The sequence below is a fragment of the Liquorilactobacillus capillatus DSM 19910 genome, assembly GCF_001434915.1.
Classification (GTDB): Bacteria; Bacillota; Bacilli; order Lactobacillales; family Lactobacillaceae; genus Liquorilactobacillus; species Liquorilactobacillus capillatus.
The window spans coordinates 75,158-96,956 of the sequence record NZ_AZEF01000053.1 but is presented as its reverse complement, the minus strand read 5'-3'; the positions used below and the strand labels follow the sequence as shown (position 1 = coordinate 96,956).

Sequence of the window (21,799 nt, the reverse complement as noted above, 5' to 3'; positions counted from 1 at the left end):
TAGAGCATCTGACTTTTAATCAGAGGGTCGACAGTTCGAGCCTGTCACGACTCATTGGGCAATTTTGCGGGTGTGGCGGAATTGGCAGACGCACTAGATTTAGGTTCTAGCGTTGAAAGACGTGGGGGTTCAAATCCCTTCACCCGCACCATTTTTTATTTGTATTGCCGACTTAGCTCAGTTGGTAGAGCATCTGATTTGTAATCAGAGGGTCGGGCGTTCGAATCGTCTAGTCGGCACCATATTATGCGGAAGTAGTTCAGTGGTAGAACATCACCTTGCCAAGGTGGGGGTCGCGGGTTCGAATCCCGTCTTCCGCTTGTTATTGTCTGTTCATTATTTTTTGCCGGGGTGGCGGAACTGGCAGACGCACAGGACTTAAAATCCTGCGGTAAGTGATTACCGTACCGGTTCGATTCCGGTCCTCGGCATTTTCATTTATATATTGCACCCATAGCGCAATTGGATAGAGTGTCTGACTACGAATCAGAAGGTTGTAGGTTCGACTCCTACTGGGTGCATATTTCATCGGGAAGTAGCTCAGCTTGGTAGAGCACCTGGTTTGGGACCAGGGGGTCGCAGGTTCGAATCCTGTCTTCCCGATAGGTCTAATGAGTTCGGATGTTTTTAGTTTACTAATATTTTCGGGAAATAGCTCAGCTTGGTAGAGCACTACGTTCGGGACGTAGGGGTCGCAAGTTCGAATCTTGTTTTCCCGATAAGAGAAGCCAGATCAAAGTAAAAATTTTGATCTGGTTTTTGTGTGGAATCATTTTTTGGTTTAACCCGAGGGTGTCATCTTTAGTTGTAATAGTTAGTATAGAGTGATAACTATAGTTCTTAGGGTTTTATTAATTGTATCCTTATATAAGATATTAAGATTGTTGTTTGATGAAAGTAATTTTATAATATAAGTAGGTTGTAGAAATTAATTGATGCTCTATCTTTGCATTTCTAAATTTTTTACGTATAATGAAAGTCAATATTAGTCAAAAAGTTTAGAGGATGAGATATATGCAAGGACAAAATATTTCTGATATCATTGAGGAATATCTAAAAAGAATCTTAGCTGATACACGTCAGGTTGAGATTAAACGTTCTGAGATAGCACAACTATTCAATTGTGTACCATCCCAAATCAATTATGTAATTAATACGCGGTTTACGATCCAGAATGGATATATTGTTCGCAGTAAGCGCGGCGGTGGTGGTTACATTAGGATTGCAAAGGTTAATTTGATCAACGATGCAGATGTTTTGGATGACCTAATAGATGTAATTGGAGATAATATCAGTTTTTCACAAGCTTTTCAAATTATTCAAAGTTTATTTGAGGATAGTGTCTTGACACAAAAAGAAGCCAATCTTATTTTGGTAGCAATTGACAGACGAACGTTAGATTTTGAAGATAAAAGAGTTGAAAATGCTATTCGTGCTCGGATTTTAATCAGTATATTAAATCGTTTGAAATATGACGGTTAGGAAGTGAGGAATATATTATGGATAATTTATTTACTCCAAGTGCTAGACAGGTCTTAGTACTAGCACAAGAACAAGCCAAGTATTTTAGACATCAAGCTGTTGGAACGGAACATTTATTGCTGGCTTTAACTTTAGAGACTAATGGGATTGCTAGTAAGGTATTACAGCAGTTTATTGTAACTGAAACCGATGTTCGTGAAGAGATTGAACGTTTAACAGGTTATGGAACATTAAAGCGCAATGGTGCTAACAATTATTTACCTTACTCACCTAGGGCAAAGGAAATTTTAGCAGTTGCAGGTGAGGAAGCTAAAAAAACTAAGGCTGCTAAGATCGGTACTGAACATCTGCTGCTAGCCCTTTTACGCAACAATGATATTTTATCTTCACGGATACTCCAAAGTTTAAACATTGATACGCGCAAAATGTATCAGACGATTATTCATAAACTTGGATTAAGTGAAGCTCAAATTAAAAGGTTTGATAAAAAGGTTCCTAAGAAAAATGGGACACCAACTCTAAATTCGTTAGCGCGGAATCTTAATGTATTAGCTGAAGAAAACAAAATAGATCCCGTTATTGGAAGAGAAAAAGAAGTTAAACGCATTATTCAAGTTCTTAGCCGACGAACTAAAAACAACCCAGTCTTGCTAGGAGAACCAGGTGTAGGTAAGACAGCAGTTGCCGAAGGCTTAGCGCAGAGTATCATTGCCGGTGATGTCCCTGAAAGTTTACAGAAAAAACGCGTTATGATGCTTGATATGGGGTCATTGGTTGCCGGAACTAAGTATCGTGGTGAATTTGAAGATCGTGTTAAAAAAATTATTGATGAGATTTACGCTGACGGGAATGTTATCCTCTTTATTGACGAATTGCACACGCTGATTGGTGCTGGAGGCGCTGAAGGGGCGATAGATGCTTCAAATATTCTTAAACCGGCGCTTGCGCGGGGAGAGGTTCAGGTCGTTGGGGCAACGACACTTGATGAGTTCCAGAAATATATTGAAACGGACTCAGCACTTGAACGACGTTTTGCCAAAATAATGGTTGCTGAACCATCAGCCCAAGACACTATTCAAATTCTTAAGGGGTTACGGCCGAAATATGAAGAGCATCACCGATTGGAAATTACAGATGAAGCAATCGAAGCTGCTGTACGCTTAAGCTCAAGGTATATTACTGGTCGCTTTTTACCAGATAAAGCAATTGATTTGATGGATGAGTCAGCTGCAAGAGTTCGCTTAGAAGCGGCGGGACAAACAAAAAAAGTAGCAACTAAGAGAGCTTTACTAGATGATTTGGCAACTCAAAAAATTGAAGCTCTAAGTAATGAAGATTTTGAATTAGCTGCTGATATTAGGCAGAAGGAGCTTCGTGCCAAAAAGAGTTTACAAAGGATGGAACAGCAAGAAGATGAAGCTGCTTCAAGTAAGGAACGTTACGGTGTAAGTGTTACTGAGGAAAATATCGCCGAGATCGTTTCTGAATGGACAGGTGTCCCATTAACTCAAATGAAGAAATCTGAGGCGGAACGTCTGGTTAACCTTGAAGATGTCTTGCATAAACGTGTTGTTGGACAGGAAGAAGCTGTTTCAGCAGTCGCGCGTGCAATGCGACGTGCTCGAAGTGGGTTAAAAAATCCTGTTCGTCCAATTGGATCTTTCATGTTTCTTGGGCCGACTGGAGTTGGGAAAACAGAACTGGCTAAGGCATTGGCTGAGGCTATGTTCGGTACAGAAGATTCGATCATTAGAATTGATATGAGTGAGTATATGGAGAAATATGCTACTAGTCGTCTAGTGGGGTCGCCTCCAGGCTATGTTGGCTATGAAGAGGGTGGACAGTTAACTGAAAAGGTTAGACAACATCCTTACTCAGTTGTTTTATTTGATGAAGTCGAAAAAGCTCATCCAGATGTTTTTAATATTTTGTTGCAGGTACTAGATGATGGGTACCTAACTGATTCTAAGGGACGTCGGGTTGACTTTCGAAATACGATTATCATTATGACATCCAACCTAGGGGCAACAGCTTTACGAGATGAGAAACAAGTTGGTTTTGGAAGTTCAAAAGCGATCGATGACTTTAAAGCAATGTCTGCTAAAATACGCGAAACATTGAAAAAGACCTTTAGGCCAGAGTTCCTTAACCGGATCGATGAAACAATTATTTTCCATGGGCTTACAGCTAAGGAGTTACATGTAATCGTTAAGTTAATGGCTAAAGAAGTACTTGATCGTGTTCGTGAACAAAAGGTTAATATCAAGATTACTCCAGCTGCGATCGATGTCGTTGCTAAGAAGGGCTTTGACCCTGAATACGGTGCACGACCGTTGCGGAGGGCTTTACAGACAGAAGTAGAAGACAAGTTGAGTGAAGCTTTGATTACTGGACAGATTAAAATCAACAGTAAGGTCACTATTGGAGCAAGTAAAGGAAAGATTAGTGTAAAAGTCCAAGATGATGATCAAAAAGCAGCTGAACAACTTACGAAGTAACAATAAATCATAAAACTATTCAATAAGAAATTTCGGTAATTCATGTATAAGGAATTGCCGGAATTTTTTGTGCATTCCGACTTGACAAATTTATGATTGATTGCTACAATTTGTAATTGGAAAATACTGTGAATTTTGTCGACTGTGATCTATTGTCCATAGTCGACTCGAGATGAAGCAAAAATAGTGATGGTCGAGAGACAGACATATACTGTTTTTGGTTTTTTTTTGCCAAAAAAAGCACTCAGAAGATAATTGTAATCAAAATGTAATAATTTTAAGTTGCTTTTTAGGCTTTTCACAGAAAAAATTTGAGAGGTGAACAATTTGGCAGGACATTTAGTAAAATACGGTAAACACCGTACACGTAGAAGTTATGCCCGGATCAAAGAAGTTTTGGAGTTACCAAACTTAATTGAAATTCAGACAAATTCCTACAAATGGTTCTTAGACGAAGGTCTTCGTGAAATGTTTGAAGACATTATGCCGATTGAAGATTTTGCTGGTAATCTATCACTTGAATTTGTCGACTATCAATTATTGGAACCAAAATATACAGTTGATGAAGCAAGACAGCATGATGCAAATTATTCGGCCCCATTACATGTCACATTGAACTTAATCAACCATGAGACAGGTGAGATTAAATCACAAGATGTCTTCTTTGGTGACTTTCCTTTAATGACTGAACAAGGAACGTTTATTATCAATGGTGCTGAACGTGTTATTGTTTCTCAGTTAGTTCGTTCACCTGGTGTCTATTATAGTGAAGAATTAGATAAAAATGGTCGTGAGAACTTCGGAACAACAGTTATCCCTAACCGTGGTGCATGGCTTGAGTATGAAACTGATGCGAAGAATATTGCCTATGTTCGAATTGACCGTACACGTAAAATTCCACTGACGGAATTAATCCGTGCGTTAGGATATAGTTCTGATGATGAGATTATCCAAATGCTAGGGTCTAATGATAGTTTAATGTTGACTTTGGAAAAGGATGTGCATAAAAACACTGAAGATTCGCGTGTAGCTGAATCATTAAAGGATGTTTATGAACGCCTACGTCCGGGTGAACCTAAGACAGCCGACAGTGCACGTAGCCTCTTGACAGCTCGTTTCTTTGATCCGAAGCGTTATGACTTTGCCCCTGTTGGTCGTTACAAGGTTAATAAAAAGTTAAACTTAAAGACACGTTTATTGAATAAAACTTTAGCTGAAACGCTGGCTGATCCTGATACTGGTGAGATTATCGTTAATAAAGATACGGTTATTGATAAGCAAATCATGGACAAACTTGCACCGTATCTTGATCGTGAAGATTTTAAGACAGTGACTTTCCATCCTTCTGATGAAGGTGTTGTTACTGATCCAATGACCTTACAGATTATCAATGTTTATTCTGAAAAGGATCCTGAAAAAGTTGTTAAGATGATTGGTAATGGGCATATCGACTTGAAGTACAAACACATTCTTCCTGCCGATATTATTGCATCGATGAATTATTTCTTCAATCTTCAAGAAGGAATCGGAGCTGCCGATGATATTGATCACTTGGGTAACCGACGTATTCGCTCTGTTGGTGAACTATTGCAAAACCAATTTAGAATTGGTCTTTCAAGAATGGAACGTGTTGTTCGTGAAAGAATGTCAATTCAAGATACTTCAACTGTAACACCACAGCAGTTAATCAATATTCGCCCAGTAGTTGCTTCCATCAAGGAATTCTTTGGTAGTTCACAGTTATCCCAGTTTATGGATCAAACTAATCCATTAGGTGAATTGACACATAAGCGTCGTCTGTCTGCCTTAGGACCTGGTGGTTTAACTCGTGATCGGGCCGGCTATGAAGTTCGTGATGTTCATTACACTCATTATGGTCGGATGTGTCCAATTGAAACGCCTGAAGGACCGAATATCGGGCTGATTAATAGTTTGTCTTCTTACGCGCGTATTAACAAGTATGGCTTTATTGAAACACCATATCGGCGTGTTTCATGGGCAACGCATAAAGTAACCGAAAAAATTGATTACTTGACAGCGGATGAAGAAGATAATTATGTTATTGCACAGGCTAACTCGCCACTGAACGATGATGGTTCATTCGTGGATAATATTGTTATGGCACGTGCTAAAAGTGAAAATATTGAAATTTCAATTGACAAAGTCGATTATATGGATGTTTCGCCTAAGCAAGTGGTTGCAGTCGCAACAGCATGTATTCCTTTCTTGGAAAACGATGACTCAAACCGGGCGTTAATGGGTGCCAATATGCAGCGTCAGGCTGTACCACTGCTTGATCCGCATGCTCCTTTAGTAGGAACGGGAATAGAATATAAAGCTGCGCATGACTCCGGAGTTGCTTTGATTTGTAAAAATGAAGGAACGGTTGAATATGTTGATGCACGTGAAGTTCGTGTTCGACGTGATGACGGTTCGTTAGATAAATATAAATTAATGAAGTTCCGCCGTTCTAATGGTGGTAAAAACTATAACCAACGCCCAATCGTGCGTGTAGGGGATCATGTTGATGCAGATGAGGTCTTGGCAGATGGGCCATCAATGGAAAATGGTGAATTAGCTCTTGGTCAAAACCCATTAATTGCTTTTATGACATGGGATGGTTATAACTTCGAAGATGCGATCGCAATTAACGAACGTCTCGTTAAAGAAGATGTTTATACCTCTATCCATATTGAAGAACATGAATCTGAAGCTCGTGATACCAAGTTAGGGCCTGAAGAAATGACACGCGAGATCCCCAATGTTGGTGAAGATGCCTTAAAGGATCTTGATGAATTTGGAATTGTTCGAATCGGTGCTGAAGTTCATGATGGCGACATTTTAGTTGGCAAAGTAACGCCTAAAGGTGTGACTGAATTATCTGCTGAAGAACGTTTGTTGCATGCTATTTTTGGTGAAAAGGCACGTGAAGTTAGAGATACTTCACTCCGGGTTCCTCATGGTGGCGGCGGAATCGTCCAAGATGTTAAAATCTTTACACGTGAAGCCGGCGATGAATTATCTCCAGGTGTGAACATGATGGTTCGTGTTTACATTGCACAAAAACGTAAGATTCAAGTAGGGGATAAGATGGCGGGACGTCATGGTAACAAAGGGACTGTTTCAATCGTTATTCCTGAAGAAGATATGCCTTATTTACCAGATGGTACCCCAATTGATATCATGTTAAGTCCAATGGGTGTTCCTTCACGTATGAATATCGGACAAGTACTTGAACTTCATTTAGGAATTGCAGCACGTAAACTAGGGATACATGTAGCATCGCCAGTTTTTGATGGTGCACGTGATGAAGATATCTGGTCAGCTCTAAAAGAAGCTGGTATATCAAGTGATGGTAAGACAGTCGTTTACGATGGTCGAACAGGTGAAGCTTTCGATAACCGTATTTCAGTTGGAGTTATGTATTATCTGAAACTTGCACATATGGTCGATGATAAGATTCATGCACGTTCAATTGGACCGTACTCTCTTGTTACACAACAACCACTCGGTGGGAAAGCACAATTTGGTGGACAAAGATTTGGTGAAATGGAAGTTTGGGCTCTTGAAGCATATGGTGCTGCATATACATTGCAAGAAATTATGACATACAAGTCTGATGATGTTGTTGGGCGAGTTAAAACCTATGAAGCTATTGTAAAGGGTGAACCGATTCCTAAACCAGGTGTTCCTGAATCATTCCGTGTTTTAGTCAAAGAATTACAATCATTAGGATTAGATATGAAAGTTCTTGATACCGAGAAGAAAGAAATCGAGCTCAGGGATATGGATGATGAGGACGATGATGTTGTTAATGTTGATGCTTTGAGCAAGCTGGCTAAAGAACAAGCTGAAAAAAAGGCTAAGGAACAAGCAGCAAATGCAGAAGAAGCAGAAAAAACTGAGACTAAAACAGAAAAATAGGAATAAGTTAAAAAACTGAGTGTTTAGAAGTCAACTATAAAAAAGGAGGTCGGTCTCTTGATCGATGTCAATAAATTCGATAGTATGCAGATTGGTTTGGCTTCTTCTGATAAGATCCGTAGCTGGTCTTATGGAGAAGTAAAGAAACCTGAAACGATCAACTATCGTACGTTGAAGCCTGAAAAAGATGGTTTATTCGACGAAAGAATATTTGGACCTACTAAAGATTGGGAATGTGCTTGCGGTAAATATAAACGTATTCGTTACAAGGGAATCGTTTGTGACCGTTGTGGAGTTGAGGTAACACGTGCTAAGGTTCGTCGTGAACGGATGGCACATATTGAACTTGCGGCGCCCGTAACACATATTTGGTATTTCAAGGGTATTCCAAGTCGGATGGGACTTGTGCTTGATATGAGCCCACGTGCATTGGAAGAAATTATCTATTTTGCTTCATATGTGGTAACTGAACCCGGAAATACACCACTAGAAAAGAAACAATTATTGACAGAACGTGAATATCGTGAGAAACGTGAGCAATATGGTCAAGAGTTTAAAGCTGGAATGGGTGCTGAAGCTATCAGAAGCCTGTTACGTGATGTTGAACTTGAAAATGAATGTAATGAATTAAAAGAGGAACTGAAAGAAGCTACTGGTCAGAAGCGGACACGTGCTGTTAGACGACTAGATATTCTGGAATCATTCTTGAAATCAGGTAATGAACCTGCATGGATGGTCATGGATGCTATCCCAGTTATCCCACCTGACCTACGTCCGATGGTTCAACTAGAAGGTGGACGTTTTGCAACTTCTGATTTAAATGATCTCTATCGACGTGTTATTAACCGTAATAACCGTTTGAAGCGTCTGCTTGATTTGAATGCTCCTGGCATCATTGTTCAAAATGAAAAGCGGATGTTGCAAGAAGCTGTCGATGCATTGATTGATAATGGTCGTCGGGGACGCCCTGTTACAGGACCGGGTAACCGACCACTTAAATCATTGTCACATATGCTTAAAGGTAAGCAGGGTCGTTTCCGTCAAAACTTACTTGGTAAGCGTGTTGATTATTCTGGCCGTTCAGTTATTGATGTTGGACCTAAATTAAAGATGAACCAAATGGGTATCCCACATGAAATGGCTCTTGAATTATTCAAACCATTTATGATGAAGGAACTTGTTAAGCGTGAAATGGCTTCTAACATTAAGAATGCTAAACGAAAGATCGACCGACGTGATGAAGATATTTGGGATGTTTTGGAAGATGTTATCAAAGAACATCCAGTTTTACTTAACCGCGCACCTACGCTTCACCGTTTAGGTATTCAAGCATTTGAACCTAAGCTGGTTAACGGTAAATCAATGAGATTGCATCCATTAGCATGTGAAGCTTACAATGCCGATTTTGATGGTGACCAAATGGCTATCCATGTGCCACTGTCAGATGAAGCACAGGCAGAAGCACGTTTGCTGATGCTTGCGGCTCACCACATCTTAGCACCAAAAGATGGAAAACCAATTGTAACTCCATCACAAGATATGGTTATTGGAAACTATTACCTAACGATTGAAGAAAATGGTCGTGAAGGTGAGGGTATGATCTTTAAGGATGTTAATGAAGTTCGCACAGCTTATCTTAACAACTATATCCATCTGCATACCCGAATTGGTTTACAGACAGAGACACTTGCTGCTGCTGGGAAACCATTCACTGATTGGCAGAAGGAAAGGGTTATGGTAACGACTGCAGGTAAAGCTATTTTTAACGAAATTTTACCAGCAAACTTCCCATATCTGAATGAACCAACAGAGGAAAATCTGACGGGAAAGACACCTGATAAGTATTTTGTTGAGCCTGGAACAGATATTCATCAGTTCTTAGCAGAGCAGGACTTAGTTACACCGTTTAAAGCTAGCTTCTTAAGTGATATTGTTGCCGAGGTTTATAAGAAATTCAAAGTTACTGAGACGTCTAAGCTTTTGGACCGTGTTAAAGACTTAGGTTACTATGAATCTACCAAGTCAGGTTTAACTGTGGGAATCGCAGATATAACTGATTTAAAAGAGAAAAAAGGTATTATTGACGCTGCACATAAAGAAGTCAGCAATGTAGCTAAACAATTTCGACGTGGATTGATTACTGAAGATGAACGTTATGAACGTGTTATTGCTATTTGGAATAATGCTAAAGATCAGATTCAGGAAAAACTAGTTCAGAATATGGATCCAGAAAATCCAATTCAAATGATGTCAGACTCCGGGGCTCGTGGTAATATTTCTAACTTTACTCAGTTAGCCGGAATGCGTGGATTAATGGCTGCACCTAATGGTAAAACGATGGAATTGCCAATTGTGGCTAACTTCCGTGAAGGCTTATCTGTTATGGAAATGTTTATTTCTACTCACGGTGCCCGTAAGGGAATGACGGATACTGCCTTGAAGACAGCTGATTCAGGTTACTTGACCCGTCGTCTTGTTGATGTTGCACAAGATGTTATTATTCGTGAAAAAGATTGTGGAACTGATCGTGGCTTGGATGTAATGGCAATTCGTGAAGGAAATGAATTGATCGAACCATTGTTTGACCGTATTTTAGGTCGCTACGCAATGAAGGCTGTTAAAGATCCGCAAACAGGTGAAGTCATCGTTTCAGCAAATGAGATGATCGACGAAAGTATTGCACAAGCGATCGTTAAAGCAGGTGTTGAGATAGTAACAATTCGTTCTGCCTTTACATGTAATACTAAGCATGGTGTTTGTGAACATTGTTATGGTCGTAATATGGCTACGGGTGATGAGGTCGAAGTTGGTGAAGCAGTCGGAACAGTTGCTGCACAATCGATCGGTGAACCTGGTACCCAGTTGACGATGCGGACATTCCATACTGGTGGTGTTGCTGGGGATGATATTACACAAGGTCTTCCTCGTGTTCAAGAAATCTTCGAAGCTCGTAACCCTAAAGGTCGTGCAGAGATTTCTGAAGTTACAGGAATCGTAGAAAGTATTGAAGAAAACCCAGCTGAAAGAACAAAAGAAGTTACAGTTAAAGGCGAAACGGATACGCGAACATATAGTTTGCCATTTACTTCGGTACTCAAGGTTTCTGAAGGCGAAGAAATTCATCGTGGTGAAGCATTAACTGTAGGGTCAATCGATCCTAAGCAATTGATTAAAGTCCGTGATGTTCTTTCAACGGAAAACTATATCTTGCGTGAAGTTCAAAAAGTGTATAGAATGCAAGGTGTTGAGATTTCTGATAAGCATATTGAAGTTATGGCTCGTCAAATGTTACGTAAGGTACGGGTTATGGATCCAGGTGATACAGCCTTATTACCGGGTACATTGATGGATATCAATGATTTCAGAGATCAAAACTATCAGACCTTGATCAAGGGAAGTATTCCTGCAACAGCTCGCCCGGTCTTACTTGGAATTACAAAGGCGTCACTTGAGACTAATAGTTTCTTGTCAGCCGCTTCTTTCCAGGAGACAACGCGTGTCTTGACCGATGCAGCTATTCGGGGTAAGAATGATCCGTTAATTGGTTTGAAAGAAAATGTTATTATCGGTAAGATTATTCCAGCTGGAACAGGAATGCCCGATTATCGTGGTATTAAGCCTAAAGAAGTTGGAGCTGTCTCCGAAAATGTTTATTCAATCTCTGATTTAGAAAAGAAATTGAAGGCAGAAGAAAAACAGCCACAAAATGATAATAAATAAGTAATGAGATGTCATTAAGAAAAGGTCATATTAGCTAATAGCTAGTATGATCTTTTTTATTTGGCTAACGGCTGACGATCAAGATCAAACTTTGATTACTATAATAGGAGGACCAATAGTCCAAAGGACAAGAAGGGGATAAAGGGTATTTTATTTTGAGCATAAATAAAATGATAAAGAGCAGCACTTGTTGACCCAATTAAGATAATGTAAAGTGTCGTATAGAAGCCCAAAAGTAAAAAGAGAAAAGTTAAGTAAATAACATCTCCACTGCCAAGCAAATTAAAATGACTAAAAAGAAATAGAATAATGATAAAAAGAAGGCTGAATGACCAGTCAGCTAAGTAAAAATGAATATTCGCAAATTTTCCAACTGAAAGAAGGCTGCCGCCAACTAGCAGAAAGTTATGCGAAACAGTCAAGCTATAAAAATCCTGCGCTGAAAGTATCAGTGCCCATAAGACTAGCCCAAAAGTAAAAACAAGATGCAATGGAGACGTGTTGTTCAAAAGAAATAATAAAGTGAAATAACTACCCATAAGGAATTCGCTAACTAAGCTTACGGTGGAAATACTAGCATGACAAGAAGTACAATGTCCCTTTTGAATAAAAAAGCCAATTAGTGGTATTAAATAATATTTTTTAAGTGGGATATGGCAATTCTCACAAAAAGAAGCGGGATGAAGTATGGAATAGTGGTGGGCGAAGCGCCAGCCGTAACAGATAGCAAAGGAACCACAGATAGTTCCAAGAACAAAGATAATGATAATAATAAACACTATAAAGTCACACTCCTTTCGCTAGTTAAATACGAAAAAAAGTTCTATTTGACTATATTTTAATAATATGTTGACATCCTTGTCTTTAACGTGTTAGTCTATAAAAGGTGCTTTATGTAGACAGTTTTCCCGTGATAACCATAGGACATGCTGACTGTGTTACGGTAGCATACAATCTATTGTACATTCAGGGTTTATTTTTTTGCTAAAAAATGAACCGCCTGGATGTGTGTACTTAAGACATGCAAATTAAGGAAGGAGGAAGCTTTAGATGCCAACAATTAATCAATTGATCCGTAAAGGGCGTAAATCTAAAGGTTCAAAATCTGATTCCCCAGCTTTAAACTTTGGGTATAACAGTTACAAGAGAGTGCAGACTAATAATCCTGCACCACAAAAACGTGGAGTAGCAACTCGTGTGGGTACGATGACACCTAAGAAACCTAACTCTGCTTTACGTAAGTATGCTCGTGTTCGTCTTTCAAACTTGATCGAGGTTACAGCATATATTCCAGGAATTGGACATAACTTACAAGAACATAGTGTTGTTTTAATTCGTGGAGGTCGTGTAAAAGATCTTCCTGGTGTTCGTTACCATATCGTACGTGGTGCTTTGGATACAGCTGGCGTTACAGATCGTAAACAAAGTCGTTCTAAGTATGGTACAAAGAGACCTAAGAAATAATTGTAAAGTATTAGAGGAGGTTATTTAGATGCCAAGAAAAGGTGCTATTTCAAAGCGCGAAGTACTCCCTGATCCAATTTATAACTCTAAATTGGTAACTCGTTTGATCAACCGTATTATGATTGATGGCAAACGCGGGACTGCATCAAAATTATTATATCAAGCATTTGATCAAATTAAAGAAGAAACAGGTAACGAACCATTAGATGTGTTTGAAGAAGCATTGAAGAACGTTATGCCTGTACTTGAAGTAAAGGCACGCCGTGTTGGTGGTTCTAACTACCAAGTTCCAATTGAAGTACGTCCAGAGCGTCGTACAACTTTAGGATTACGTTGGCTCGTTAACTATTCACGTTTACGTGGTGAACATACAATGCCAGAACGTTTAGCAAAAGAAATTATTGATGCATCTAACAATACAGGTGCTTCAGTTAAGAAACGTGAAGATACACATAAAATGGCTGATGCCAACCGTGCATTTGCACATTATCGCTGGTAATTTTTTGAAAATGGCTATTATATGATTTCAAGAAATCCTATAGTAGTCATTTTTTGAGTAAGCTATATTTTTAGATATTAAGCAGGTTTGGAAGGAGATAAAATCTCAGATGGCTAATAAACGTGAATTCCCATTAGAAAGGACACGTAATATCGGAATCGTTGCGCATATCGATGCAGGTAAAACAACGACGACTGAACGTATCTTATACTATACTGGGAAAATCCACAAAATTGGTGAAACCCATGAAGGTGCTTCACAAATGGACTGGATGGCGCAAGAACAAGAACGTGGAATTACGATTACATCTGCTGCAACAACAGCTCAATGGAAAGATCATCGAATCAATATTATTGATACCCCAGGACACGTTGACTTCACAGTTGAAGTAGAACGTTCACTGCGTGTTCTTGATGGAGCAGTTGTTGTGCTCGATGCTCAATCAGGTGTTGAACCACAAACTGAAAATGTTTGGCGTCAAGCAACAACTTATTCAGTACCGCGGATTGTTTTTGTTAATAAGATGGACAAGATCGGTGCTAACTTTGATTATTCAGTAAGTACAATCAAGGATCGTTTGCAAGCAAATGCAGTTGCTATCCAAATGCCAATTGGAGCAGAGGATAACTTTGAAGGTGTTATCGATTTAATTGAAATGAAAGCTGACATCTACGACGAAGATGAACTTGGTGCTAAATGGGATACAGTTGATATTCCAGAAGAATATAAAGAAACCGCACAGAAGCGTCGTGAGGCAATGATCGAAGCTATTGCTGATGTTGATGAAGACCTTATGGAAAAATATCTCGAAGGTGAAGAGATTTCGAATGACGAGATTAAGGCTGCTATTCGTAAAGCAACATTGAACTTAGAATTATATCCTGTTCTTGCTGGTTCAGCATTTAAGAATAAGGGTGTTCAAATGATGTTAGATGCTGTCAACGACTACTTGCCATCACCATTAGATGTTAAGCCTTATAAGGCAACAGATCCTGATACAGATGAAGAAGTTGAGTTAGTTGCAGGTGATGACAAACCGTTTGCTGGTTTAGCATTTAAGATTGCAACTGATCCATTCGTTGGACGTCTTACATTCTTCCGCGTATACGCAGGAACACTTGAAGCTGGTTCATATGTCTTAAATGCAACTAAGGATAAACGTGAACGTGTTGGTCGTTTATTACAGATGCATTCAAACCATCGTAAAGAAATTCCTGAAGTATTTGCAGGTGATATTGCTGCTGCTATTGGTTTGAAAGATACAACAACTGGTGATTCATTAACTGACATCAAGCATCCATTAATTCTTGAATCAATGGAATTTCCTGATCCAGTTATCCAGGTATCAATTGAACCCAATACGAAGGCTGACCAAGATAAGATGGATATCGCCTTACAAAAACTTGCTGAAGAAGATCCGACCTTTAAGGCTGAAACTAATCCAGAAACTGGTGAAACACTTATCGCTGGTATGGGTGAATTACATTTGGATATCATCGTTGATCGTATGAAACGTGAATTCAAGGTTGAAGCTAAGGTTGGTGCTCCTCAAGTTGCTTATCGTGAAACCTTTACAAAACAGGTTTCATCACAAGGTAAGTTTGTTCGTCAGTCAGGTGGTAAAGGTCAGTACGGTGATGTTTGGGTTGAATTTACACCTAATGATGAAGGTGCTGGCTTTGAATTTGAAAATGCTATCGTCGGTGGAGTTGTTCCGCGTGAATATATTCCATCAGTTGAACAAGGCTTACGCGAGTCAATGAAGAATGGTGTCTTAGCAGGCTATCCATTAATTGATGTTAAAGCTAAGTTATATGATGGTAGTTACCATGATGTCGATTCAAGTGAAGCTGCTTTCAAGGTAGCTGCTTCTCTTTCATTACGTAATGCCGCTAAAAAGGCTGGCGCAGTGATTCTTGAACCAATCATGAAGGTTGAAATCGTTGCTCCTGAAGATTACTTAGGTGATGTTATGGGACACGTTACAGCTCGTCGTGGTCGAGTTGAAGGAATGGAAGCTCGTGGAAATGCACAAGTTGTTAATGCATTTGTACCGCTTGCAGAGATGTTTGGTTATGCAACAACGTTGCGTTCAGCAACACAGGGACGTGGAACATTCACAATGACCATGGATCATTACGAACCAGTTCCGAAGTCTATTCAAGAAGAAATTATTAAGAAAAACGGCGGAGACGCTAAGTAATAACTAAAAAGAACCCGTTCAAAAGTCGCCTTTTGAACGGGTTCTTTTTTAGTTTATCTACTGAAATATTTACTTAGAATTATCTTTTAATATTTTCTAATCAAAATTATATTCCTTCTATTTTTGCTCCTAAACAGTTTTTAAAATGGTTGAGAGCCCACTGATGACCGGCTGGATCAAAACTAGCAGTTGCATCCGAATGGATACATAAGTTGAAATTCTTATTGTAAGCATCAACCGCTGTATGAAGTACACAAATATCCGTACAGACACCTGTCAAATGAAGCTCTTCGATTTGGCGGCTACGTAGATAATTTTCTAAGTTGGTATTAGCAAACGAAGAATAACGATTCTTGTCAAAAAAGTAAACATTTTTTCTGGTGTGGTTTTCCTGATACCAATCAGCCAGCCTGTTATAAAGTTCGCGTCCCCAGGTATTAACGATATTGTGGGAAGGAAAAAGCTTACTTTCAGGATGATAAGGATCATTAACTTGATGGCAGTCAGTTGGTAAGATGACATAGTCATCATTAGCTAAGAAGGTATTAGCTAATGATATTATTTTGTTTTCGATAGCTTGACCTGGCTTGCCGCAGGAAAGGGTCCCTTTAGGATGGACAAAGTCATTAGTGTAGTCGATAATTAAAAGAGCTTTTTTACTCATTATTGAAATCCTCCTTATGCATAATAGATTCAGCATATAACAAAAAATAGAAAAATAATAGTTCTTCAAAGAAAAGCTTGCGTAAGCAAATAAAAAAAGGTATTATATATAAGTACTTGTCTTTGAGGGACAAGTGCGCACCTATGGAATAAATTTCAAGCTATGATGCAGAAGGTTGCGACACACCCGGGAGCTTTGCCATGGGGTGCGGCGGGAAATTTCTGCGGAGCTAGTCTTGTTTTTTAAAATAGACGAAGGAGGGAACACAATGGCAAAACAAAAGATTCGTATTCGATTAAAGGCGTACGAACATCGTACTTTAGATCAATCCGCTGATAAGATCGTTGAAACGGCAAAGAGAACTGGCGCTGCAATCTCAGGACCAATTCCATTGCCAACAGAGCGTACTTTATATACGGTTATCCGTTCACCACATAAATATAAGGATTCACGCGAACAGTTCGAGATTCGGACACATAAACGTTTAATCGATATCGTAAATCCAACACCAAAGACAGTTGACTCATTAATGAAGTTAGACTTGCCTAGCGGTGTGGATATTGAAATCAAATTATAATTACAAATTAAAAAATAATAGGAGGTGTACTCATGACCACAAAAGGAATCTTAGGTAAAAAGGTAGGTATGACACAGGTCTTTACTGAGAATGGCGAATTAGTTCCAGTAACTGTTGTTGAAGTTGGAACAAACGTTGTTTTACAAGTGAAAACTGTTGAAAATGATGGTTACGAAGCAGTTCAATTAGGTTTTGATGATCTTCGTGAAGTCTTAGCCAACAAACCTACCAAAGGTCATGCAGCAAAAGCAAAAACTGCTCCTAAGCGCTTCATTCGTGAAATTAAAGATGTTGAGCTTGGAGATTACAAAGTCGGTGACGAAATTAAAGCCGATACATTTGAAACAGGCGACATCGTTAATGTTTCAGGTACATCAAAGGGACATGGTTTCCAAGGAAATATCAAGCGTTGGGGACAGGCACGTGGACCTATGGCTCACGGTTCTCGTTATCATCGTCGTCCTGGATCAATGGGTGTTATTATTAACCGCGTCTTCAAGGGTAAATTATTACCAGGACGTATGGGTGGCAACCGTGTAACGATTAAGAACTTAGAAATCGTTAAGGCTGACATGGACAATAACGTTTTATTGATCAAAGGTAATGTTCCAGGAGCAAATAAATCATTATTGACAATTACAGGTTTAACTAAAGAAAACTAAATCGAGGAAGGGAGGAATTTTAAATGCCAACAGTTGCATTATTTAAACAAGATGGTAGTAAAAATGGTGAAGTTAAGTTAAATGAAACCATTTTTGGTATCGAACCAAATGATAATGTCGTTTTTGATGCTGTTGTTATGCAACGCGCATCATTACGTCAAGGTACACATGCTGTTAAAAACAGAAGCGCTGTTTCTGGTGGTGGTAAGAAGCCATGGCGTCAAAAGGGAACAGGACGTGCACGTCAAGGATCAATCCGCTCACCACAATGGGTTGGTGGTGGAACGGTCTTTGGACCAACACCAAGATCATATAGTTACAAACTTCCTAAAAAGGTTCGTCGCTTAGCAATCAAATCTGTCCTTTCACAGAAAGTATTGGATGAAGGTTTGCTGGTAGTCGATAAGTTGTCGTTTGAACAACCAAAGACAAAGGCTTTTGCAGAAGTTTTAGATAACTTGAATGTTAATACGAAAGTTTTAGTAGTTCTTGAAGATGGCAATGACTTAGCTGCACTTTCAGCTCGTAACTTGCAGAATGTTACGGTCGTTGATGTTAAAGGCGTTAATGTCTTAAATGTTATTAATAACGATAAGTTAGTCATGACTCAAGAAGCTCTTTCTCAAGTAGAGGAGGTTCTTGCATAATGGAATCACGCAGAGTTATTTTAAAGCCAGTTGTTACTGAAGCATCAATGTCAGACATGGATGCTAAACGTTATACATTTGACGTTGACGTACGTGCAACTAAGACACAAGTAAAAAAAGCAATTGAAGAGATTTTTGATGTTAAGGTTGTTAAAGTTAACATCATGAATGTCAGAGGCAAGCTCAAACGTATGGGTCGCTACGCTGGCTATACTAAGAAACGCCGTAAAGCAATTGTTACATTGAGTGCAGACTCAAAAGAAATCAAATTATTTGAAGAATAAAAATAATTAATAGGAGGGAATTCAGTTGGGGATCAAAAAATTTAAACCGACCTCAAACGGGCGCCGTAATATGACCGGTTCAGATTTTTCTGAGATTACAAAGACAACTCCAGAAAAATCATTACTTGAATCACAAAGTAAGACGGCTGGCCGTAACAGCTATGGTCGTATTACTGTTCGCCATCGTGGTGGTGGACACAAACGTCAGTACCGCTTAATTGATTTTAAACGTACTAAAGATGAAGTACCTGCAACAGTTAAATCAATTGAATATGATCCAAACCGTTCAGCTAACATTGCATTACTTGTCTATGCTGATGGAGTTAAATCGTATATTCTTGCACCAAAGGGACTTGTCGTAGGACAAAAAGTTCAGTCAGGTAAAGGTGCCGATATTAAAACCGGTAATACTTTAGCACTTGCTGATATCCCAGTCGGAACAATCGTGCATAATATCGAATTAAAGCCAGGTAAAGGTGGACAGTTGGTTCGTTCAGCTGGTGCTTCTGCACAGATCCTTGGTAAAGAAGGCAAATATGTTCTTGTTAAGTTGACTTCTGGTGAAGTTCGAATGATTCTTGCAACTTGCCGTGCATCAATTGGCTCAGTTGGTAATGAACAGCATGAACTTATCAAGCTTGGGAAAGCTGGTCGTACTCGCTGGGCTGGCAGACGTCCTAAGGTTCGTGGTTCTGTAATGAACCCTAACGATCACCCTCATGGTGGTGGTGAAGGTAAAGCACCTGTTGGTCGTCCAAGTCCTATGTCTCCATGGGGTAAGAAAACGATGGGTTACAAGACCCGTTCTAAGAAGGCCCAATCTGATAAGTTTATTGTACGTAAACGTAATAAATAAGACCGGTGTTAGCGCGTAAAGAATAGAGCTGATCCGAAAGGAGGATTCACATTGAGTCGTAGTTTGAAAAAGGGACCATTTGCAGATGCTCATCTTATGAAGAAGATTGAAGCTCAAGCAGATCAAGAAAAAAAGACTGTTATTAAAACATGGTCACGTCGTTCAACAATTTTTCCTAGTTTTATAGGTTATACAATCGCTGTGTATGATGGGCGGAAACATGTCCCAGTATATATTCAAGAAGACATGGTCGGACATAAATTAGGTGAATTTGTTCCTACACGTACATTCCATGGTCATGGTAGTGTAGATAAGAAGACAGAATTAGCTAAGTAAGGGAGGGTATAAAAATGGCTGAACAAGTAACATCAGCAAATGCAACTGCTAAGACAGTTCGAATCCCTGCACGTAAAGCACGTCTTGTGATCGATCTAATTCGTGGTAAAAATGTCGCAGAAGCATTAGGGATTCTTAAGTTCACACCAAGAGCCGGATCTGAAATTATTGAAAAAGTATTGAAATCTGCAATTGCTAATGCAGAAAATAACTTTGATTTAGATGTTGAAGATTTGGTTGTAAGTGAAGCCTATGCTAACGAAGGACCAACGCTCAAGCGCTTCCGTCCTCGTGCCAAAGGTTCTGCTTCTCCAATCAACAAACGAACAAGTCATATTACTGTAGTTGTATCCGTAAAATAAGGAGGGATAATGCGTGGGTCAAAAAATAAATCCAACGGGATTACGTGTCGGAATCATTCGTGATTGGGATGCAAAATGGTATGCTGAAAAAGATTTTGCAGCTAACTTACATGAAGATTTGCACATCCGCAAATACGTTCAAAAAAAATTAGCCGATGCATCTGTCTCTACCGTTGAAATTGAGCGTGCTGCAAAGCGCGTCAATGTTTCAATCCATACAGCAAAACCTGGTATGGTTATCGGTAAAGGTGGATCCGAAGTTGAAAAGCTTCGTAAGGAATTAAATAATTTAACAGGTAAGAGAGTTCACATTAACATTATTGAGATCAAGAAACCTGATTTAGATGCTCAATTAGTTGGTGAGAACATTGCAGTTCAGTTGGAAAACCGTGTTGCATTTCGTCGTGCAATGAAGCAAGGTATTCAACGCACAATGCGTTCTGGTGCAAAGGGAATTAAAGTTCAGGTTGCTGGACGTTTGAACGGGGCAGATATGTCACGTGTTGAACATTTCTCTGAAGGTACAGTTCCTTTGCATACACTGCGCGCTGATATTGATTATGCTTGGGTAGAAGCTAACACAACTTATGGTAAATTGGGTGTTAAAGTTTGGATTTATCGTGGTGAAGTTCTCCCTGCAAAGAAAGTTAATCGTAAAGGAGGGAAATAATCTATGTTAGTACCAAAACGTACAAAACATCGTCGTGAATTCCGTGGTAAGATGCGTGGCGAAGCAAAGGGCGGTAAGTCCGTTGCTTTTGGTGATTACGGCTTACAAGCTGTTGAATCACATTGGATCACCAACCGCCAAATCGAAGCTGCTCGTGTTGCGATAACACGTTATATGAAACGTGGTGGGAAAGTTTGGATTAAGATTTTCCCTCATAAATCATATACAGCCAAAGCTATTGGTGTTCGTATGGGTTCTGGAAAAGGTGCTCCTGAAGGCTGGGTAGCTCCTGTAAAACGTGGGAAGATTATGTTTGAAGTAGGCGGCGTTTCTGAAGAAGTTGCCCGCGAAGCATTACGTTTAGCTTCCCATAAACTTCCAGTTAAAACTAAGGTTGTAAAACGTGAGGAAGTAGGTGGCGAATCAAATGAAGGCTAAAGAAATTAATGAATTAACCACTGCTGAGATGCTTGAAAAAGAAAAAGAATTCAAAGAAGAATTATTTAATTTGCGCTTCCAATTAGCTACCGGTCAATTAGAAAATACCGCACGCTTAAGTGAAGTTCGGAAGACGATTGCTCGTATTAAGACGGCATTGCGTCAACAAGAAATCAACAAGTAGAATACGAAAAGGAGGCAAATAAAGTATGACTGAAGCTCGTAACCAACGTAAAGTCTATCAAGGACGTGTTGTTTCGGACAAAATGGATAAAACAATCGCTGTAGTCGTTGAAACATATAAGAATCATAAGGTTTATGGCAAGCGTGTTAAGTATTCCAAGACTTTTAAAGCACACGATGAAAAGAACGAAGCAAAAGTTGGAGATATCGTGAAAATTATGGAAACTCGTCCATTGTCAGCTACAAAGCGATTCCGCTTATTAGATATCGTTGAAAAAGCAGTTATTATTTAGTAGCCAACTACTAAATAGAATGTACTTTGATTCGTAT

20 protein-coding genes and 7 tRNA genes are annotated in these 21,799 nt (G+C 39.3%); 25 read left to right on the top strand and 2 right to left on the bottom strand.

The window, feature by feature from the left end; all coding sequences use genetic code 11:
* The first annotated feature begins 66 nt into the window (after positions 1 to 66).
* From FC81_RS10050 to rpoC, 11 genes are all read left to right on the top strand, one after another.
* Positions 67 to 151: transfer RNA gene (locus FC81_RS10050), tRNA-Leu, on the top strand.
* A gap of 15 nt (positions 152 to 166) precedes the next feature.
* Positions 167 to 242: transfer RNA gene (locus FC81_RS10045), tRNA-Thr, on the top strand.
* A 6-nt stretch (positions 243 to 248) separates the two neighbouring features.
* Positions 249 to 320, top strand: a tRNA-Gly gene (locus tag FC81_RS10040).
* 25 nt (positions 321 to 345) lie between these two features.
* Positions 346 to 431, top strand: a tRNA-Leu gene (locus tag FC81_RS10035).
* Positions 432 to 447: 16 nt separating this feature from the next.
* Positions 448 to 521 (top strand) — tRNA-Arg (locus FC81_RS10030).
* 8 nt (positions 522 to 529) lie between these two features.
* Positions 530 to 603, top strand: a tRNA-Pro gene (locus FC81_RS10025).
* Between the two features lie 42 nt (positions 604 to 645).
* Positions 646 to 719, top strand: a tRNA-Pro gene (locus FC81_RS10020).
* A gap of 295 nt (positions 720 to 1,014) precedes the next feature.
* Positions 1,015 to 1,482, top strand: coding sequence for a CtsR family transcriptional regulator (locus tag FC81_RS10015; RefSeq protein WP_057746491.1), 468 nt, complete (start codon positions 1,015 to 1,017; stop codon positions 1,480 to 1,482).
* A 17-nt stretch (positions 1,483 to 1,499) separates the two neighbouring features.
* Positions 1,500 to 3,980 (top strand): ATP-dependent Clp protease ATP-binding subunit, encoded by a 2,481-nt coding sequence (locus FC81_RS10010; protein ID WP_057746488.1) that lies wholly within the window; start codon positions 1,500 to 1,502, stop codon positions 3,978 to 3,980.
* Between the two features lie 318 nt (positions 3,981 to 4,298).
* On the top strand, positions 4,299 to 7,904 hold the full coding sequence (rpoB, locus tag FC81_RS10005; protein WP_157054794.1) for a DNA-directed RNA polymerase subunit beta: 3,606 nt from the start codon (positions 4,299 to 4,301) through the stop codon (positions 7,902 to 7,904).
* Positions 7,905 to 7,961: 57 nt separating this feature from the next.
* Positions 7,962 to 11,624, top strand: coding sequence for a DNA-directed RNA polymerase subunit beta' (gene rpoC / locus FC81_RS10000; RefSeq protein WP_057746483.1), 3,663 nt, complete (start codon positions 7,962 to 7,964; stop codon positions 11,622 to 11,624).
* A gap of 98 nt (positions 11,625 to 11,722) precedes the next feature.
* Here rpoC and FC81_RS10820 read toward each other — a convergent pair whose 3' ends face one another.
* Positions 11,723 to 12,403 carry a prepilin peptidase gene (locus tag FC81_RS10820; protein WP_162254837.1) on the bottom strand — a complete coding sequence of 227 codons (681 nt, stop codon included), beginning with the start codon at positions 12,401 to 12,403 and terminating at the stop codon, positions 11,723 to 11,725.
* 271 nt (positions 12,404 to 12,674) lie between these two features.
* On the opposite strand from FC81_RS10820, the gene rpsL reads away from it, so the two are divergent.
* The 3 genes from rpsL (at position 12,675) to fusA (ending at position 15,790) form a co-directional block, all read left to right on the top strand.
* Entirely contained in the window at positions 12,675 to 13,088 is a 414-nt protein-coding gene (gene rpsL / locus FC81_RS09985) for a 30S ribosomal protein S12 (protein WP_057746471.1), read from the top strand.
* Positions 13,089 to 13,116: 28 nt separating this feature from the next.
* A complete protein-coding gene (rpsG, locus tag FC81_RS09980) occupies positions 13,117 to 13,587 on the top strand; it encodes a 30S ribosomal protein S7 (protein WP_057746468.1) in 471 nt (156 codons plus the stop codon).
* A 109-nt stretch (positions 13,588 to 13,696) separates the two neighbouring features.
* Positions 13,697 to 15,790, top strand: a complete 2,094-nt coding sequence (gene fusA, locus FC81_RS09975) for an elongation factor G (RefSeq protein WP_057746465.1) — start codon at positions 13,697 to 13,699, stop codon at positions 15,788 to 15,790.
* Between the two features lie 106 nt (positions 15,791 to 15,896).
* Here fusA and FC81_RS09970 read toward each other — a convergent pair whose 3' ends face one another.
* Entirely contained in the window at positions 15,897 to 16,454 is a 558-nt protein-coding gene (locus FC81_RS09970; RefSeq protein ID WP_057746462.1) for a cysteine hydrolase family protein, read from the bottom strand.
* A gap of 268 nt (positions 16,455 to 16,722) precedes the next feature.
* Between FC81_RS09970 and rpsJ the strand changes: the two genes are divergently transcribed.
* Genes rpsJ through rpsQ form a run of 11 tightly spaced genes read left to right on the top strand, consistent with a single transcriptional unit; the run spans position 16,723 to position 21,762 of the window.
* Complete coding sequence (gene rpsJ / locus FC81_RS09965; RefSeq protein ID WP_034989694.1) at positions 16,723 to 17,031, top strand: 30S ribosomal protein S10; 309 nt, start codon at positions 16,723 to 16,725, stop codon at positions 17,029 to 17,031.
* 32 nt (positions 17,032 to 17,063) lie between these two features.
* Entirely contained in the window at positions 17,064 to 17,693 is a 630-nt protein-coding gene (rplC, locus tag FC81_RS09960; RefSeq protein WP_057746459.1) for a 50S ribosomal protein L3, read from the top strand.
* Positions 17,694 to 17,716: 23 nt separating this feature from the next.
* Entirely contained in the window at positions 17,717 to 18,340 is a 624-nt protein-coding gene (gene rplD, locus FC81_RS09955; protein ID WP_057746452.1) for a 50S ribosomal protein L4, read from the top strand.
* Positions 18,340 to 18,624, top strand: coding sequence for a 50S ribosomal protein L23 (gene rplW / locus FC81_RS09950; RefSeq protein ID WP_057746449.1), 285 nt, complete (start codon positions 18,340 to 18,342; stop codon positions 18,622 to 18,624). The genes rplD and rplW overlap by 1 nt, the downstream gene beginning before the upstream one ends.
* Before the next feature lie 25 nt (positions 18,625 to 18,649).
* Entirely contained in the window at positions 18,650 to 19,480 is an 831-nt protein-coding gene (rplB, locus tag FC81_RS09945; RefSeq protein ID WP_057746446.1) for a 50S ribosomal protein L2, read from the top strand.
* A gap of 51 nt (positions 19,481 to 19,531) precedes the next feature.
* Positions 19,532 to 19,816 (top strand): 30S ribosomal protein S19, encoded by a 285-nt coding sequence (gene rpsS, locus FC81_RS09940; RefSeq protein ID WP_057746443.1) that lies wholly within the window; start codon positions 19,532 to 19,534, stop codon positions 19,814 to 19,816.
* 14 nt (positions 19,817 to 19,830) lie between these two features.
* Positions 19,831 to 20,178, top strand: a complete 348-nt coding sequence (gene rplV, locus FC81_RS09935) for a 50S ribosomal protein L22 (protein WP_057746441.1) — start codon at positions 19,831 to 19,833, stop codon at positions 20,176 to 20,178.
* Between the two features lie 13 nt (positions 20,179 to 20,191).
* On the top strand, positions 20,192 to 20,848 hold the full coding sequence (gene rpsC / locus FC81_RS09930; protein WP_057746438.1) for a 30S ribosomal protein S3: 657 nt from the start codon (positions 20,192 to 20,194) through the stop codon (positions 20,846 to 20,848).
* A gap of 3 nt (positions 20,849 to 20,851) precedes the next feature.
* Positions 20,852 to 21,286, top strand: a complete 435-nt coding sequence (gene rplP, locus FC81_RS09925) for a 50S ribosomal protein L16 (RefSeq protein WP_057746435.1) — start codon at positions 20,852 to 20,854, stop codon at positions 21,284 to 21,286.
* Positions 21,276 to 21,470, top strand: a complete 195-nt coding sequence (gene rpmC / locus FC81_RS09920; protein WP_057746432.1) for a 50S ribosomal protein L29 — start codon at positions 21,276 to 21,278, stop codon at positions 21,468 to 21,470. The genes rplP and rpmC overlap by 11 nt, the downstream gene beginning before the upstream one ends.
* A gap of 25 nt (positions 21,471 to 21,495) precedes the next feature.
* Complete coding sequence (rpsQ, locus tag FC81_RS09915; RefSeq protein WP_034989705.1) at positions 21,496 to 21,762, top strand: 30S ribosomal protein S17; 267 nt, start codon at positions 21,496 to 21,498, stop codon at positions 21,760 to 21,762.
* Positions 21,763 to 21,799: the final 37 nt, after the last annotated feature.

Bases quoted from the DNA above. Each gene is read 5' to 3' on its own strand.
- rpsL (WP_057746471.1), top strand. From the start codon at position 12,675: ATGCCAACAATTAATCAATTGATCCGTAAAGGGCGTAAATCTAAAGGT.
- rplW (WP_057746449.1), top strand. From the start codon at position 18,340: ATGGAATCACGCAGAGTTATTTTAAAGCCAGTTGTTACTGAAGCATCA.
- FC81_RS10010 (WP_057746488.1), top strand. From the start codon at position 1,500: ATGGATAATTTATTTACTCCAAGTGCTAGACAGGTCTTAGTACTAGCA.
- rplC (WP_057746459.1), top strand. From the start codon at position 17,064: ATGACCACAAAAGGAATCTTAGGTAAAAAGGTAGGTATGACACAGGTC.
- rplV (WP_057746441.1), top strand. From the start codon at position 19,831: ATGGCTGAACAAGTAACATCAGCAAATGCAACTGCTAAGACAGTTCGA.
- rpsJ (WP_034989694.1), top strand. From the start codon at position 16,723: ATGGCAAAACAAAAGATTCGTATTCGATTAAAGGCGTACGAACATCGT.
- rplD (WP_057746452.1), top strand. From the start codon at position 17,717: ATGCCAACAGTTGCATTATTTAAACAAGATGGTAGTAAAAATGGTGAA.
- rplP (WP_057746435.1), top strand. From the start codon at position 20,852: ATGTTAGTACCAAAACGTACAAAACATCGTCGTGAATTCCGTGGTAAG.
- fusA (WP_057746465.1), top strand. From the start codon at position 13,697: ATGGCTAATAAACGTGAATTCCCATTAGAAAGGACACGTAATATCGGA.
- rpsQ (WP_034989705.1), top strand. From the start codon at position 21,496: ATGACTGAAGCTCGTAACCAACGTAAAGTCTATCAAGGACGTGTTGTT.
- FC81_RS09970 (WP_057746462.1), bottom strand. From the start codon at position 16,454: ATGAGTAAAAAAGCTCTTTTAATTATCGACTACACTAATGACTTTGTC.
- rpsG (WP_057746468.1), top strand. From the start codon at position 13,117: ATGCCAAGAAAAGGTGCTATTTCAAAGCGCGAAGTACTCCCTGATCCA.
- FC81_RS10015 (WP_057746491.1), top strand. From the start codon at position 1,015: ATGCAAGGACAAAATATTTCTGATATCATTGAGGAATATCTAAAAAGA.
- rpmC (WP_057746432.1), top strand. From the start codon at position 21,276: ATGAAGGCTAAAGAAATTAATGAATTAACCACTGCTGAGATGCTTGAA.